Below are 16,590 nucleotides of genomic sequence, written 5' to 3' on the forward strand. Positions count from 1 at the left end.
ATTTTTTGTAGTTGATAGCCGGAAGTCTCTCTAACCGAAAGGTATGCTAACATTATTTACGTATGCTCTTTCATATTTCAGAAAAAAACACGAAATTTGCATCGCTTTTGATTTTTTAGTATCGAACTTACTAACACCTTTAAATAAAAATAAAGAAAATGACTAAAAGTGCATTGCAAATCGCAAGGGCTGCGTATCAGCCCAAACTTCCGAAAGCGCTGAAAGGGGCTGTTAAAGCCGTAGAAGGCGCTGCTACTCAATCGGTAGCCGATCAGGAAGCTATCAAGAAATTATTTCCCAATACGTACGGTATGCCATTGATTAAGTTTGAAGCCGGAGAAGCTGTTAAACTGCCTGCTATGAATGTAGGTGTTATCCTTTCCGGTGGACAGGCTCCGGGCGGACACAACGTAATCTCCGGTCTGTTTGATGGTATCAAAGCTCTCAATGCTGATAGCAAATTGTATGGTTTCATCTTGGGCCCCGGTGGTCTGGTTGACCATAATTATATGGAGCTTACTTCTGATATCATCGACGAGTATCGTAATACAGGAGGTTTTGATATTATTGGTTCCGGCCGTACGAAACTGGAAAAGGAAGAGCAGTTTGACAAAGGGCTTGAAATCCTGAAAGAACTGGGCATCAAAGCACTTGTTATTATTGGTGGTGATGACTCTAATACAAACGCTTGTGTGCTGGCTGAATATTATGCAGCAAAGAACACTGGTGTACAGGTAATCGGTTGTCCGAAGACTATCGATGGTGACCTGAAGAACGAAATGATTGAAACTTCTTTCGGTTTTGATACAGCTTGTAAGGTTTACTCAGAAGTGATTGGTAACATCCAACGCGACTGTAACTCTGCCCGCAAATACTGGCACTTTATCAAATTGATGGGTCGTTCGGCTTCTCACATTGCGCTGGAATGTGCTTTGCAGGTTCAGCCTAACGTATGTATCATTTCTGAAGAAGTAGAAACGAAAGATATGTCTTTGGATGATGTAGTAACCTACATTGCACAGGTGGTTGCCGATCGTGCTGCACAAGGCAATAACTTCGGTACGGTTCTTATCCCCGAAGGTCTTGTTGAGTTCATTCCGGCTATGAAACGCCTGATTGCTGAGTTGAACGACTTCCTGGCTTCTAATGCAGAAGAGTTCTCTCAGATTAAGAAATCTCATCAACGTGATTATATTATCCGTAAACTTTCTCCGGAAAATTCTGCTATCTATGCAAGCCTTCCCGAGGGCGTTGCCCGTCAGCTTACTCTGGACCGTGACCCGCACGGAAACGTACAGGTATCACTGATTGAAACAGAGAAACTGTTGTCGGAAATGGTTGCTACCAAATTGGCTACCTGGAAGGCAGAAGGCAAATATGTAGGAAAGTTTGCTGCACAGCACCACTTCTTCGGTTACGAAGGCCGTTGCGCTGCTCCGTCAAACTACGATGCCGACTATTGCTACTCACTGGGATATACCGCTTCTATGCTGATTGCCAATGGTAAGACTGGTTATATGTCATCTGTACGCAACACTACAGCTCCTGCCGAAGAATGGATTGCAGGCGGTGTGCCTATCACAATGATGATGAATATGGAACGTCGTCATGGCGAAATGAAACCGGTTATCCAGAAAGCTCTCGTGAAACTGGATGGTGCTCCTTTCAAAACATTTGCCGCTATGCGCGACCAGTGGGCTATGACTACGGATTATGTATATCCGGGTCCTATCCAGTACTTTGGTCCTACTGAAGTCTGTGATCAGCCTACCAAGACATTGCAGCTTGAACAAGCTAAATAAGAAGAAGTTAGAAACTGGTAGTTAGTAGTTCGAATCTATACAGTATTAACGCTGTTATAGATTCTGGCTACTAAATTCCAAGTTAGTAGTAAATACTGGTACTCTGCATAGGTTCTAACTACTAAATACTGACTTCTAACTACTGATATGACTACTTCCCGTAAACCTATACCTCACAAAACTTCTGCTGCTACTTCGCGTCGTACCCCTATGGATGCTGTTGCTGCGCGTAGTACCCGTCGTCGTACTCCCTCAAAAACAAAAAAAACAGCCCGTACTGCTATGCCCTCCTGGTTGCGCAATGTACTTGCTATCTTTATTATTGCTATCTTTTCCGGGGCATTTTATTATTTCTTTATACGTCCTTATGCTTATCGTTGGAAACCTTGTTACGGTCTGAAAGCATATGGTATTTGTGTGCCTTGTTGTTATGATGTACATGGCATTGATATCTCCCATTATCAAGGTGATATAGATTGGCTTGAACTGATGCAGAGCCGTCTGACCGATTATCCTATTGAGTTTGTTTTTATGAAAGCTACCGAAGGCGGAGATCATGGTGATGATACTTTTGCCCGTAATTTCTCGGAAGCGGGAAAGCATGGATTTATTCGCGGAGCTTATCATTTCTTCTCTCCGAAGACTGATCCGCTAAAGCAGGCCGATTTCTTTATTCGTACGGTGAAACTTGCTCCGGGTGATCTTCCTCCGGTGCTGGATGTGGAGGTAACCGGGAAAAAGACAAAGAAGGAATTGCAGCAAAATATTAAGCGCTGGCTCGACAGGGTGGAGGCGCACTATGGTGTGAAACCAATCCTTTATACTTCTTACAAATTTAAAACCCGCTATCTGGATGATTCAATCTTCAATACGTATCCTTACTGGATTGCTCACTATTATGTGGATTCTGTGAAGTATGAAGGTAAATGGCACTTTTGGCAGCATTCCGATGTTGGTACTGTGCCTGGAATTGATGAAGATGTGGACTTGAATGTATTTAACGGTTCGCTGGAAGAGCTGAAGAGGATGACGATAAAATAATGTGCCAATGTGCTAATATGCCAATGTGCCAATTTATAATGTGTTAATATGCAATTAAATAATGTGCCAATTAGCTTTGTGCAAATACTGCGCAGCTAATTGGCACATTGGCACATTAGCACATTATTAATCTGACAGCTGCCCAACGGTTCTTTTCTTTATAATGAACAAAGCTCAGTCCGTTTCGTTCTGCCTCTTCGCGGATCACGGGGATGTCATCTACATAAAAGCCACTCATATATAGTTCCGAACCCGGATGCATGCAGGCGACATATTGCTTCATATCATTCAGTAGAATATTGCGGTTGATATTGGCAATGACTATATCGAACGGTCCTTTACCCGCCAATGCAGCAGCATCGCCCTGTTCTACGGTGATGTCCGTTACCTGGTTTAGTTCAATGTTTTCAATGGAGTTGCGTACGCACCACTCGTCGATGTCAATAGCCGTGCAGGGAGCAGCACCACGCATGCGGGCAAGGATAGCAAGTATGGAAGTTCCGCATCCCATATCGAGCAGTGATTTACCTTGCAGTTCGCTATCCAATAATTCGCCAATAATAAGGCTGGTGGTTTCATGATGTCCTGTGCCGAATGCCATTTGTGGGTTGATTACAATATCGTATTCCGCTTTGGGCACATCTGTATGGAATGTACTGTGAATCACGCAACGGTCTCCGATTACTATTGGCTGGAAGAAGTTCTTTTCCCATTCCTCGTTCCAGTTCTTATCCTCTGCCTCTACATAGCTGTAAGTGATTTGCGTATCGGGCAAAGGAAAATCAGCAAGCGCGTTTTTTATTGTTTCTTCATCGCAAAGGCTTTGCTGGATATAAGCTGATAATCCTCCTTCGCGCTCTACAAAACTTTCAAATCCTGCCTCACCCAGGACAGCGGCCAGTACATCGTTGACTGTTTCGGTACAAGGGTTAGTGTTAAAAGTGAATTCAAAGTACTTCATATGTATTCTGTTTTTATTTGCAAAGGTAATTAAAATACCAATTGCCTGGTATAATATCCGAAAAAGCCCGGGCAACTGCACCAAAATTCCCTTATATCCATATAAAAATGGATTTATTTAGATCAGACGATTTACGATGTACGATTGGGATTACTTTGTCTCTAACAGCACTGAAACAGGCTTTTAAAAGAGTAACTTCAATCGTATATCGTCTAATCGTAAATAAATTCATGTCCATACATTATTGGATCATAACTTTTTGGCGAACAGTGTCTGTAACTACGATGTAGATTCCGCTTTCCGGCAGGGTAACTGTACCTGTTCCGCTGGCGATGAGTGTTCCGTCAATGGTATATACCTGCAACAATGTTTCTGCGTTGTCGGTAGTAATGATACGTCCCTTGATTTGCAGAACGGACACGGTTGTTTTCTCAATACCTGTCACCTCGTGTTTAGAATAGATGTAGAGGGTGACAATACCGTTTTCGTCTTTCTTGTTCAGCAATCCGTCGTTGTTGTAGCTATATGTCACTTCTGATCTCTTCTCTGTATCCTGATACTGTGTATAGGCAACGATTCTCTTCTGGTCATCGTAGGTGTATACGCTTCTTTCCATCTCTCTGTCACCTACCTGGAATGTTACGGTGATGTTGTTGCCTTCTTGCTCGAATCCGTACTTTTGTTGCGGTATCCAGCTATCGTTTTCCCAGTAGTAGGAGGATATGAGAGAAATCTTCGGACTTTCCATCACCTCTTCTATCTCGATAGGATCGTTGTAACGTTCGGGGTCGGGCAGTGTGAGCTGGATGCTGATTGTAGCCACTTCCTCTTTGTTTCCATAAACTACAACTCCATTCTCGTAGGATTGGTTTATGGTTTCTTTGATTTGATCCTTCAGGAGATGAGAACGGAAGTAGCTTGGTACTGTACTGAATTCACCGTTGCTGTTTACAAAGTAATCTGTTATTTCGGCATATTCCGTCTCTTTGGTTCCAAACTGGTATTTGTATATTGACTTATTTCCCTGCCAGTTATTGCTATCATCGCGGTAGAGGTAGGAACTCAGGATAGTTCTGCCGAATGAATCATATTCCTCACGGTCTTCTTCATTCAGTTGCCATGCATCATCCGTCGGGTATTTTCTGTAGAAAGTAGAACGTATGTTTTTGTTTTGGGCATTATATTCGTATTCAGATTTTATGTTGTACAACAATGTGCCGTTCTCATGCTTGCATGTTCCTGTACTTGCAATAAGGTTTCCCTTATCGTCAAACGTTCCTTCTTCTTCGTTGATTACAAAGACATACTCACCGTCAATACGTTCTTCATCAATTTCTTTTGAGTAACCCTTTGTGGCTACCCCTTGTGCATTACGTTCTATCTTTCCATACTCAGTTTCTACCCATTCACCGTCTTCCCAGTCAGAAGAAGAATAGGTGAGTAACGGACCTTCAAAGTCTTCCTCTTCGCTGTCGGGATCGTAGGCTTCGGTTCCCCAGTATGTATACTCTTCTTTGTATGAGTATTCAAATTTTCCGTTCGTATACTCCTCGACCACTGTAGAGGTGAGGCGGTTGTATGCATCATATACATTGGTTTCTTTTTCTCCATGGATGATGCTACCATCGGGATTGTATGCGTAACGTTCTTCGGACAAGCTGCGTTTTGCTTCATTGTGGAGGATGGTCAGGGTTTCGGTCATCCACCAGTCGTTTTTATTTGAGTCCCATTGATAGGAGGTTCTTGTATTTTTCAAGCCTTCTTTTATCGTTTCATACTTTGTTCCACTGCCATGTTCACCCCATGATCCGTTCCAGAATAACGTGAATACCTGGTCTCCTTCATTATCATATCTGAATTCTCTCCAGTCTCTTAGGATACCTCGTTCGTCGTATAATTTGTAGAGGGTTTCGCGCTTTTCTGCATCGTAACCTTTTTCATAGTCGGCCACCAATGTTTGCTCGGGTCCTCCTATTCTGTAGTATTTGTAGATGGTGTTTCCACCTTCATAGCTGATGGTAACTTTGGATATTTCTCTGCCATCATTTAATATAGTACGTCCAGTACAGCGTTGTTGGTCGTCATACGTGTATATTCTTTTATAGACATTATCCAGTCGCCATTCATTGTTGTACCAATGGTAGAGTTTTTCTTCGTCACGTTTGCCGTCGGGCGAATAGGTGTATGTGCGTCTCTCCGATCCTTCGATGACAGCTTCATCCAGAAGGTTGACGCTTGCCCTTTCGATGGTTTCGCGCATGTTTTCCAGTTTATGGCGTGCGATGCTGGTATTCACCTGTGTTTCCACCATTTTTTGATACTCTTTTTGCTTTTCTGTTTCTGCTTGTCTGGTTTGCTTTGTTTTGATAGATGTTTTGTTCTCTATTCCATATTTTTTATTTAGAATAGAATGAATTTGTTGTGCCGATATTGTCACGGAAAACAGTGACAAACCCATTAATAGTAGTCCTTTTTTCATAATCTGTCTTTTAGAAGTTTATTTATGAAGAACAAAAGTATATATATTTTTTGAAATTGAAAGCGAAATGAGTTTTTAATTTAAACGGTTGTTCTGCCTCGTAAAGATTACTATGGTAAAAGGAGGATAAACAGGGTGTTCGTAGCCCACGCCTTGCCTGCTTGGAGACTACGCCTTGCCTGCTTGGAGCCCACGCCTTGCCTACATACAGGCTACGCTCCGGTTACATGCCACCTTCATGGTTAACTTTTCTTCTCTCGGAAACAATTCCCTGCATCCTTCTGTTTTTTATTCATTGAGGTAAAGTATTAAAGGTTTTTATCAGCTTCTTAATCTTTTATAAATAGGGATTTCCCTATTATTGTTTGGGGAAAATCTTCCGAAAAGCAACAATACCTTGCTTATCTTTGTAATGTGAATGAAAGGATTAAAAAATAAACCCATAAACCACAGAGATATGAAAAAGATTGTTTTTTTATTGTTGATTGCCTTGTGTCTCCCTATAGGTTTGATGGCACAGAGCTATGACGATGACCTCTACTTCATTCCTTCCAAAGAGAAGGAAGAGCCGGCACCAGAGAAGAAGGAACCGGTGAGGAGACAGGCCACGACGAATATTTATACGTCTCCGGGGACAACTGTTGTTGTTCAGGACCGCAAAGGAAATACCCGAGATGTGGACGAGTATAACCGCCGCTACGATGCACGTGAAAACGACTTCGAGATGGAGGATGACACCTTATATATTAAAGAGAAATCACGCCCGGATCTGGATGGCGAATGGGTGAACGGTGAGTTCAACGGTTCGCAGGACGATTACGAATATGCAGAACGCATCATCCGTTTCCGTAATCCGCGTTTTGCTGTAAGTATCAGTAGCCCGTTCTATTGGGATATTGTTTACGGAAGCAATTCATGGGACTGGAACGTATATACTGACGGCTTGTATGCCTATGCGTTCCCTACGTTCAGCAATCCGATGTGGTGGGATTGGCGCTATAATTCCTACGGTCCCGGTTGGGGTTGGGGATGGTCACGTCCTTATTACGGTTGGGGCGGATATTATGGCGGCTGGTACGGTGGTTGGTATGGTGGCGGCTATTGGGGTGGTCACTGGGGACATCACCATCATTATCCCGGGTATTATCCGGGTTGGGGTGGCGGAGGTCACTACTGGAGCAATAACAGTTATACCAATCGTCGGTCTTACGGAAACAGCGACCGGTATTCATCGGGTACTTCCCGTCGTACATATACCTCAGGAGATGCCTCCCGTCGCCCAAGTGCAGGTGGAACGAGCACTTCCCGTCGTACCAATGCTTCGTCTTCAAGCCGGGTTGTAGGTACACGTACCTCCGCCAGCAGTCGTCCGGGAGTAAGTACGGACAGGGGAGAAGCAAGCTCTTCACGTCGTTCTACCTACACACGTCCGAGCAGTACGCGCAGTACTTATAATAGTAGCTCGCGGACTGAGGTAAGCCGTCCTTCCAGCAGCTCTTCCTCCAGACCGAGCAGTAGTAGCAGTAGCCGTCCGAGTTCTACTTACAACAGAGGTAGCTCAACGCAGCCTTCCAGCCGTAGCAGCTATTCAAGCGGAAGTTCACGTTCGTCGTCTACTCCTTCTTCCAGCAGAAGTTATTCTCCCAGTAGCAGCAGTAGTTCGCGCTCCAGTGCAGGTTCATATAGTGGTGGTAGTTCCTCCCGTTCCAGTGGTGGTGGCGGTGGTTCCAGCCGTAGCAGTAGTAGCCGGAGATAACCGTAGTATTAACTTAAAAGGTAAGGATTATGAAAAAGATAATGATTATAGCGGCTGCCGCCCTGCTTGCAGGCAGTGCAAAGGCACAGACAATATACGATGCTGCTAAGTTTACTGGTAAGGACTTAAATGGAACCGCCCGTTTTGTCGGTATGGGTGGCGCAATGAGTGCTTTAGGAGGAGATATATCCACTATCGGAACAAATCCGGCTGGTATCGGAATCTACCGCAGTAATGATGTGATGACTACTTTCAGTTTCTCAGCCTATGGGATGGAGAGTACATACAAGGGACTTGACAATGTTTATAATTCAAAATGGGATAAGAACCGTGGAGGATTTGATAATATAGGTTTTGTGTTTTCTTCAAAGATAGGTAATCAGACGCCTCTGCGGTATGTGAACTTCGGATTCAACTATCACAAATCGAAGTCGTTCTATAAGAATATGGGCATGGAGGGATTGCTGAATACAGCACCTGGCGATGGTATTGTAACCCAAACCTACCAGATGGCTAATCAGGCGAATGGAGTGAAAGACAGTAAATATCTTGAAGGCCGTGAAGCTTTTCGCGACAAGGATTTGGGTTGGCTTTCCGTATTGGGCTCTCAAGGTCATCTAATAATTGAAGATGGAAAAGACCAATGGGGTGGAAACCTCTACAGACCGATGACTACCGATATCCCCTATGCTAAGTTTCACTCTGAGGAAAGAGGCGGAATTGATCAATATGACTTCAACGTATCGTTCAACGTCAATGACCGTTTCTATTTCGGAATGACAATAGGTGCTTATGACGTAGACTATAAGAAGTACTCTTCTTATGACGAGAACTATGGCGAGACAGGATATTTGCTGGAAAGCTGGAACAAGATTGGCGGTAGTGGATTTGACTTTAAGCTGGGAGCCATTGTACGTCCCATCGAATCCTCTCCTCTGCGTTTCGGTGTGTCTGTGCACTCTCCTACATTCTATAAACTTACGCTGACTACAAGCTCTCGTATGGTTTCCGATGTCTTTTTGGGTGATAAACTGACTCGGACCACCATTGATACCTATGACTTGGTGGGTGATATGAACCGCGAGTATAGTTTCCGTACACCGTGGACTTATAATTTCAGTCTCGGATATACAGTGGGCAGTAGCCTGGCTATCGGTGCGGAGTATGAATATGAAAATTATTCAACAATGCGCTTCAACTACCCCGAAGGTGATGCAATGACTTGGGAAAATGGCCAGACCAGTATGCTGAAAGGAGTTAGTACGGTTCGCGTAGGGGCAGAGTATAAGGTGATTCCGCAATTTGCTTTCCGTTTGGGATACAATTACAGCACTTCTGCCTTTAAGGAGGATGCTTTCAAGAACTTACCTATAAACTCAATAAGTACAGATACAGATTTTGCCAATGCCCAGGCGCTTAGCAATTATACCATCGGTATCGGTTATCGTGGCAGCTTGCTTTATGCAGATCTCGCATATAAATACAGTACTTATAAAGAGAAGTTCTATGCCTTTGAAGATATATATCTTAACAAGACGGACGTTACCAACACTCGCAGCCAGGTACTCTTTACCATCGGCATGCGTTTCTAAAAAAGAAGAGTTTCAATTGCAATTATAACTTTTGTGTGTGAAAAAGATCCCCGGAGAAATGCAGTACTCCGGGGATTCTTGTTTTATATAGCGTATACTTCTATGTTGCAACGCTTTATGTTACCATTTAGGAAAGATAATATTACGAGTCCTAAAGTACGTATTTAACAATACCTTAAAATGCATTTTAACGCTCCCTTAAAATGCATAGTTCAGATGTAAACTATGCATTCTTTGTCAGGCATAGTACGTATGATTCTCAGGAATGTTAATAGGATTAATCAATACTCCACTTTATCTTCCTTCTCCGCCCACTCTTCAAAAGCCTTGATAGCTTCATTGTGGAGCAGTACCTCCGAAGGCAATTTCCGGTCTGCGGGCTTCAATTCCAGTTCGTCATAAATAAATGAGTCGTCGAACCCTATATTCTTCGCATCCGTTTTGTTATTGCCATAATACATTTTATCCAGTCGTGCCCAATAGATCGCTCCCAGACACATCGGGCAGGGCTCACACGAAGTATATATTTCGTAACCGCTTAGGTTGAATGTACCAAGCTGGGCAGCAGCAGCACGGATAGCGCTGACTTCCGCATGGGCTGTAGGGTCGCAAGAGGCAGTTACGCGGTTTACTCCGGTAGCAATAATCTCTCCGTCTTTGGCAATAACAGCACCAAACGGGCCACCACCATTAGCGACATTTTCTTTTGAAAGCTCAATGGCTTTCCGCATTAATTCTTCCTTAGTCATTTCTTTTAAGATTTAGTTTTAAGGCAAAGGTAATCATTCAGACAATTCCCGGCAACCAAGTTCTTCTTTTATTTGTTGTTATATCATATTTTATTTAAAAACAATCAGCGTATGAAATTTGATATAGCAATCATTGGCGGAGGTCCCGCCGGATATACCGCTGCCGAGCGTGCAGGGGCCAACGGTCTGAGAACCGTACTGTTTGAGAAAAAAGCAATGGGAGGGGTATGCCTTAACGAAGGATGTATCCCAACCAAAACATTATTGTACTCCGCCAAAGTGCTGGATAATATAAAAGGAGCATCCAAGTATGGTGTTTCCGTCTCCGGGCTTCCCGCGTTTGATATGGAAAAGATTATCAACCGCAAAGACAAGACAGTGAAGAAGCTGACGGGAGGAGTGACAATGACGGTAACTTCCTACGGTGTAACGATTGTGGAGCATGAAGCCCTCATAGTGGGGGAGAAGGATGGGCGAATACACATTAGCAGTGAGGACGAATCGTATGAGGTGACCTATCTGATGGTTTGTACGGGCTCTGATACGGTGATTCCTCCGATAAAGGGGCTTACGGATGTAGATTACTGGACTTCAAAAGAAGCCCTGGAGTCGACGCAGCTCCCCCGGTCACTCGTCATCATTGGTGGTGGCGTAATCGGTATGGAGTTCGCCTCTTTCTTCAACAGTATGGGAGTGCGGGTAGCAGTGGTCGAGATGATGCCCGAAATTCTGGGTGCGATGGATAAAGAAACCAGCGCCATGCTCCGGGCAGACTATACGAAACGGGGTGTTAATTTCTATCTGAATACAAAAGTGATTGAAGTGGGTAAGGCAGGAGTTACAGTAGAGAGAGACGGGAAAACAACTGTACTTGAAGCAGATAAGATATTAGTAAGCGTGGGACGTAAAGCAAATATAGGCCAGGTGGGGCTTGATAAACTGAACATCGAGCTACACCGTAGTGGGGTGAAAGTAAATGAGCACATGCAAACCTCTCACCCGCATGTATATGCTTGTGGTGATATTACAGGCCATTCGATGCTGGCACATACTGCCATCCGTGAGAGTGAGGTGGCTATTAACCACATTTTGGGCGTAGAAGATAAGATGAACTATGACTACATTCCCGGAGTAGTTTATACCAATCCCGAACTTGCGGGGGTGGGGAAGACGGAAGAAGAGCTGATTGCCGGAGGGGTGAGTTACCGGGTACAGAAGTTACCAATGGTCTACTCCGGGCGTTTTATTGCCGAGAATGAATTGGGAAATGGGCTTTGCAAACTGATTCTTGATGAAGATGAGCATATCATCGGCTGTCACTTGTTGGGGAATCCGGCTTCGGAACTAATTGTAGTGGCAGGTATTGCCATCGAGCACGGATATACGGTAGAAGAGTTTAAGAAGAACGTATTTCCTCACCCCACGGTGGGAGAGATTTTCCATGAAACCCTTTTTGCCTGATGTTCTGCATAGACAACCGCTGTACGGATATCTATTTCAATCTGGCAGCAGAAGAATATCTGTTGAAGCAGAAGCGTGAGAACTATTTCATGCTCTGGCAGGCAACTCCTACGGTGGTTATCGGCAAACACCAGCGTGTGGAGGCAGAAGTGGATACGGACTACACGCAGCAGTACGGTGTGAGGATTGCCCGCCGTTTCTCCGGTGGAGGTGCAGTTTATCACGATGCGGGAAATGTCAACCTCACTTTCATAGAGACTGCTACTCAGCCCGACTTCAACTATTATCTGCAACAGACCATTGATTTTCTGGCAACAGTAGGGATCACTGCCAGTGCGGACAGTCGCTTAGGAGTGTATATCGACGGGCAGAAGATATCCGGTAGTGCACAGTGTATCCACAAAAACAGAGTGATGTATCACTGCACACTCCTCTTTTCTACAAACATCGAGGCATTGAATGCCTCGCTCAATGGCAGGTCGGAGCCGGAAGTACTGGCTCCCGGTTCTCACATAGTGCGCGCTGTGCCGTCAGTAAAAAGTGAAGTGACCAATGTGTGCAGGCATTTGCAACAACCTCCGGATATGCGACGCTTTCTACGGCTCCTGTTTCATTACTTTCTGAGTGAGAATGGAGAGAATCCTATCTATCATTTTACCCGTAATGATATAGAAGCTATTGAACGGCTGAAGCGTGGGAAGTATGCTACGGAAGCGTGGATTTGGGGGAATTGACAGGGGACAATGGACAATTGACAGTGGACAATTGACAGTGGACAATGGACAATTGACAGTGGACAATTGACAGTGGACAGTTATTGTGCGGGGTGATAACAACTATAAACTATTAACTCGGAACTTTCTAATCCGGAAGGTTGTTTAATCTATATAAGTCAATAATAATAAAAGAATAAGTTATATGCCAAAGTTTGAAATAAAGATGCCCAAATTGGGTGAGAGTGTCACTGAAGGTACCATTATATCCTGGTCGGTACAAGTAGGCGACGTCATTCAGGAAGACGATGTGTTGTTTGAGGTAAACACTGCCAAAGTGAGTGCCGAAGTTCCGTCTCCCGTAGCCGGCAAGGTGGTAGAGATATTGTTTAAAGAAGGCGATACAGTGCCGGTAGGAACTGTGGTTGCCCTTGTAGATATGGGTGGAGAAGGCGAACAGGAAGAAACCGAAACAGAGCAACCATCAAGCGGAATACCCACTTCTGACTCTCCGCAGGAGAAAGCTGTGAAAGCCGAAGAAGAGCGTTGGTACTCGCCCGTTGTGTTACAGCTGGCACGGGAAGCAAAAATTCAGAGGGAAGAACTGGATACCATTCCCGGTACAGGTTATGAGGGGCGGTTGAGTAAGAAAGATATCAAAGATTACATTGCCCGGAAGAAGAGTGGTAGTTCTGCTGCGCCTAAAGTTACTGTTCAGCAAGCAGCCGCTATATCCAAAGAGGCTCCGGTGAGTACAGCTCCGGCTACTTCGCCTGTATCTGCTGCTACCACTGCTCCGGTTGCACCGGTTGTCTCGCCTGCTCCGGTAGCCAGGTCCACTTCGGATGTGGAAGTGAAGCCTATGGATTTTGTCCGTAAGATTATCGCCGATCATATGGTAATGTCGAAGAAAGTTTCTCCACACGTAACCAATGTAGTCGAAGTTGATGTGACCCGGCTGGTTCATTGGCGTGAGAAGAATAAAGATGCATTCTTCCGTCGGGAGGGTGTGAAGCTGACTTATATGCCTGTCATAACAGAGGCGGTGGCTAAAGCATTGGTTGCTTATCCGCAGGTGAATGTATCTGTTGACGGTTACAATATACTGTTTAAGAAGCACATCAATATCGGGGTTGCCGTATCGCTGAATGACGGTAATCTGATTGTACCTGTCATCCATGATGCCGACCGCCTGAACCTGAACGGACTGGCACTGAGCATAAACTCACTGGCACTTAAAGCCCGCAATAATAAGCTGACTCCTGACGAGATTAGTGGCGGAACATTTACAATCACCAACTACGGTACATTTAAGATGCTTTTTGGTACTCCGGTAATCAATCAGCCGGAGGTCGCTATCCTGGGTGTGGGAAGTATTGAGAAGAAGCCGGTTGTAAAAGAAACTCCCGAAGGAGATGTGATCGCTATCCGGCATAAAATGTACCTGTCTCTCTCTTATGACCACCGGGTAGTAGATGGCTCATTAGGGGGTAACTTCCTCCATTTTATAGCAGATTATTTAGAGCGTTTCACCTCAGAATAATGCCCCTGTGGTACTTCTGAGCAGCTTTTTGGGGATGCTGTTATGACACACCTGTGTCACCGGTCATGACACACCTGTGTCACCAGTCATGACACACCTGTGTCACCAGTCATGACACACTGATGTCACCGGGTATGACATCCCTGATGTCACCGGGCATGACATCCTTGATGTCACCGAGCATGACATCAGTGTGTCACAACACCCCCTCCCGAAGCCTCCCTCGAAGTATCCCCTAAATGTCAAATAAAAATACACATTGATACCCCCATTAATATACAATCATCGCCTGCCGCACCTCCCCGTGCGGGAAGCACAAAAAAAGATTTATGAAGAAATATGATATTAAGACTACTGACGAAGCCACGCTTCGTAAATGGTACTATCTGATGACTTTAGGACGTGCACTCGACGAGAAAACACCGTCTTATTTGTTGCAATCTTTAGGGTGGTCTTTCCACGCCCCTTATGCCGGGCATGATGGCATTCAGTTAGCCATCGGGCAGGTTTTCACCAAAGGAGAAGATTTTCTTTTCCCATACTACCGCGATATGCTTACCGCTCTTTCTGCCGGAATGAGCGTAGAGGAACTGATTCTAAACGGCATTTCCAAAGCTACCGACCCCGGTAGTGGCGGTCGTCACATGTCCAATCACTTCGCCAAACCGGAGTGGCACATTGAAAATGTCTCTTCTGCCACCGGTACACACGACTTGCATGCCGCAGGCGTAGCCCGGGCTATGGTTTACTACGGCCACCGGGGTGTTGCGATCACTTCGCATGGCGAATCGGCCTCCTCCGAGGGCTTTGTTTACGAAGCTGTCAATGGGGCCAGTCTTGAGCGCCTGCCTGTTATCTTTGTATGGCAGGACAATGGTTATGGTATCTCTGTCCCGAAAGATGAGCAGACTGCCAACCGTAAAGTTGCCGATAACTTCTCCGGCTTTAAGAATCTGAAAATCATTCATTGTAACGGCAAAGACGTGTTCGACTCTATGAATGCGATGACCGAAGCCCGTGAGTTTGCCATTGCCAATCGCACCCCGGTGATTGTGCATGCCAATTGTGTCCGTATCGGTTCGCATTCCAATTCGGACAAGCATACCCTTTACCGCGATGAGAACGAACTTACCTATGTGAAAGATGCCGATCCGCTGATGAAATTCCGCCGGATGTTGCTCCGTTACAAACGACTCTCGGAAGAGGATTTGCAAAAGATAGAAGCCGAAGCGAAAAAAGAGCTTAGTGCTGCCAATCGCAAAGCACTTGCTGCTCCCGATCCCGATCCGAAGTCGATTTTTGACTTTGTACTGCCGGAACCTTATGAACCGAAGAAGTATCCGGATGGAACTCACAAGGAGGTAGAAGGAGAGAAGGCTTTTATGGTGACTGCTATTAATGAAACACTGAAGTCTGAGTTCAGGCGCAATCCCGATACCTTTATCTGGGGACAGGATGTGGCAAACAAAGAAAAAGGAGGCGTATTTAATGTCACCAAAGGCATGCAACAGGAGTTTGGCGATGCCCGTGTATTCAGTGCACCGATTGCCGAAGATTATATCGTAGGTACGGCCAATGGTATGTGTCGCTTCGACCCGAAGATACATGTTGTGATAGAAGGTGCTGAGTTTGCCGATTATTTCTGGCCGGCCGTAGAGCAGTACGTAGAGTGTACACACGAGTACTGGCGAAGCAACGGAAAATTTGTTCCCAATATCACCCTGAGATTAGCTTCGGGTGGTTATATCGGTGGCGGACTGTATCACTCCCAAAACATAGAAGGAGCTCTTACCACCCTTCCCGGAGCGCGGATCGTATGTCCTTCTTTTGCCGATGATGCGGCCGGACTGCTTCGTACAAGTATGCGTTCGCGGGGATTCACTTTATTTATTGAACCGAAAGCTCTGTACAATTCAGTAGAAGCCTCAGCCATTGTGCCCGAAGATTTTGAGGTACCTTTTGGTAAGGCCCGTATCCGTCGTGAAGGCTCCGATCTGAGTATTATCACTTATGGCAATACTACCCATTTTTGCCTTAACGTAGCCGAACGCCTGGCGAAGGAAAGCGGATGGGAAGTGGAAGTGATCGACCTTCGTTCACTGATCCCGTTAGACAAAGAGACTATCTTTGAATCGGTAAAGAAAACCAGCAAGGCATTGGTGGTACACGAAGATAAAGTCTTTTCAGGCTTTGGTGCCGAGGTAGCTGCTACTCTTGGGACGGAGATGTTCAGGCATCTTGATGCCCCTATCCGTCGTGTAGGTTCCACATTTACGCCGGTTGGGTTCCATCCGGTACTGGAACGTGCTATTTTGCCCGATGAAGAAAAGATATATGCAACAGCAAAAGAGTTATTGGAATATTAAGAAAGATAGATTGATAAATAATCGTTCATCATTATATGATACTGTTATTGAAACGCAGAAACTCGCAGATTCACGCAAAGCATATCATCGCTCAAGTATAGCGCAGCCATTTAATCTGCGAAAATCT

At 45.0% G+C, this 16,590-nt stretch carries 11 protein-coding genes; 8 read left to right on the top strand and 3 right to left on the bottom strand.

The features are described from left to right. Nucleotides 1-158 precede the first annotated feature (158 nt). Both K8P02_RS04650 and K8P02_RS04655 read left to right on the top strand, forming a co-directional pair. On the top strand, nucleotides 159-1,802 hold the full coding sequence (locus K8P02_RS04650) for a diphosphate--fructose-6-phosphate 1-phosphotransferase (protein WP_002561703.1): 1,644 nt from the start codon (nucleotides 159-161) through the stop codon (nucleotides 1,800-1,802). Nucleotides 1,803-1,949: 147 nt separating this feature from the next. Then, entirely contained in the window at nucleotides 1,950-2,843 is an 894-nt protein-coding gene (locus tag K8P02_RS04655) for a glycoside hydrolase family 25 protein (RefSeq protein ID WP_002561702.1), read from the top strand. A 115-nt stretch (nucleotides 2,844-2,958) separates the two neighbouring features. Here the strand turns inward: K8P02_RS04655 and prmA are convergent, their stop codons facing one another. Continuing rightward, a complete protein-coding gene (prmA, locus tag K8P02_RS04660) occupies nucleotides 2,959-3,804 on the bottom strand; it encodes a 50S ribosomal protein L11 methyltransferase (protein WP_002561701.1) in 846 nt (281 codons plus the stop codon). Between the two features lie 241 nt (nucleotides 3,805-4,045). Next, nucleotides 4,046-6,283, bottom strand: a complete 2,238-nt coding sequence (locus K8P02_RS04665) for a hypothetical protein (protein ID WP_025867708.1) — start codon at nucleotides 6,281-6,283, stop codon at nucleotides 4,046-4,048. A 457-nt stretch (nucleotides 6,284-6,740) separates the two neighbouring features. On the opposite strand from K8P02_RS04665, the gene K8P02_RS04670 reads away from it, so the two are divergent. Both K8P02_RS04670 and K8P02_RS04675 read left to right on the top strand, forming a co-directional pair. Further along, nucleotides 6,741-8,039 (top strand): hypothetical protein, encoded by a 1,299-nt coding sequence (locus K8P02_RS04670; RefSeq protein WP_002561699.1) that lies wholly within the window; start codon nucleotides 6,741-6,743, stop codon nucleotides 8,037-8,039. A 29-nt stretch (nucleotides 8,040-8,068) separates the two neighbouring features. Continuing rightward, nucleotides 8,069-9,631, top strand: a complete 1,563-nt coding sequence (locus K8P02_RS04675; RefSeq protein WP_122202233.1) for an OmpP1/FadL family transporter — start codon at nucleotides 8,069-8,071, stop codon at nucleotides 9,629-9,631. Between the two features lie 281 nt (nucleotides 9,632-9,912). Here the strand turns inward: K8P02_RS04675 and K8P02_RS04680 are convergent, their stop codons facing one another. Further along, nucleotides 9,913-10,380, bottom strand: coding sequence for a nucleoside deaminase (locus tag K8P02_RS04680; RefSeq protein WP_002561697.1), 468 nt, complete (start codon nucleotides 10,378-10,380; stop codon nucleotides 9,913-9,915). A 111-nt stretch (nucleotides 10,381-10,491) separates the two neighbouring features. On the opposite strand from K8P02_RS04680, the gene lpdA reads away from it, so the two are divergent. The 4 genes from lpdA (at nucleotide 10,492) to K8P02_RS04700 (ending at nucleotide 16,463) form a co-directional block, all read left to right on the top strand. Further along, on the top strand, nucleotides 10,492-11,841 hold the full coding sequence (gene lpdA / locus K8P02_RS04685; protein ID WP_223382075.1) for a dihydrolipoyl dehydrogenase: 1,350 nt from the start codon (nucleotides 10,492-10,494) through the stop codon (nucleotides 11,839-11,841). Continuing rightward, on the top strand, nucleotides 11,841-12,575 hold the full coding sequence (locus K8P02_RS04690) for a lipoate--protein ligase family protein (RefSeq protein ID WP_025867707.1): 735 nt from the start codon (nucleotides 11,841-11,843) through the stop codon (nucleotides 12,573-12,575). The genes lpdA and K8P02_RS04690 overlap by 1 nt, the downstream gene beginning before the upstream one ends. A gap of 184 nt (nucleotides 12,576-12,759) precedes the next feature. Then, nucleotides 12,760-14,097: a dihydrolipoamide acetyltransferase family protein gene (locus K8P02_RS04695; RefSeq protein WP_025867706.1), complete on the top strand. Its 1,338-nt coding sequence runs from the start codon at nucleotides 12,760-12,762 to the stop codon at nucleotides 14,095-14,097. 329 nt (nucleotides 14,098-14,426) lie between these two features. Further along, the gene (locus K8P02_RS04700; protein WP_002561693.1) at nucleotides 14,427-16,463 is read left to right on the top strand and encodes an alpha-ketoacid dehydrogenase subunit alpha/beta; all 2,037 of its coding nucleotides are present in this window, start codon (nucleotides 14,427-14,429) and stop codon (nucleotides 16,461-16,463) included. The last annotated feature ends 127 nt before the right edge of the window (nucleotides 16,464-16,590 follow it).

The organism is Bacteroides nordii (assembly GCF_019930665.1).
GTDB lineage: Bacteria > Bacteroidota > Bacteroidia > Bacteroidales > Bacteroidaceae > Bacteroides > Bacteroides nordii.

Coding starts and splice junctions, on each gene's coding strand:
- K8P02_RS04655 (WP_002561702.1), top strand. CDS start 1,950: ATGACTACTTCCCGTAAACCTATACCTCACAAAACTTCTGCTGCTACT.
- K8P02_RS04650 (WP_002561703.1), top strand. CDS start 159: ATGACTAAAAGTGCATTGCAAATCGCAAGGGCTGCGTATCAGCCCAAA.
- K8P02_RS04700 (WP_002561693.1), top strand. CDS start 14,427: ATGAAGAAATATGATATTAAGACTACTGACGAAGCCACGCTTCGTAAA.
- K8P02_RS04675 (WP_122202233.1), top strand. CDS start 8,069: ATGAAAAAGATAATGATTATAGCGGCTGCCGCCCTGCTTGCAGGCAGT.
- K8P02_RS04695 (WP_025867706.1), top strand. CDS start 12,760: ATGCCAAAGTTTGAAATAAAGATGCCCAAATTGGGTGAGAGTGTCACT.
- prmA (WP_002561701.1), bottom strand. CDS start 3,804: ATGAAGTACTTTGAATTCACTTTTAACACTAACCCTTGTACCGAAACA.
- K8P02_RS04690 (WP_025867707.1), top strand. CDS start 11,841: ATGTTCTGCATAGACAACCGCTGTACGGATATCTATTTCAATCTGGCA.
- K8P02_RS04665 (WP_025867708.1), bottom strand. CDS start 6,283: ATGAAAAAAGGACTACTATTAATGGGTTTGTCACTGTTTTCCGTGACA.
- K8P02_RS04680 (WP_002561697.1), bottom strand. CDS start 10,380: ATGACTAAGGAAGAATTAATGCGGAAAGCCATTGAGCTTTCAAAAGAA.
- lpdA (WP_223382075.1), top strand. CDS start 10,492: ATGAAATTTGATATAGCAATCATTGGCGGAGGTCCCGCCGGATATACC.
- K8P02_RS04670 (WP_002561699.1), top strand. CDS start 6,741: ATGAAAAAGATTGTTTTTTTATTGTTGATTGCCTTGTGTCTCCCTATA.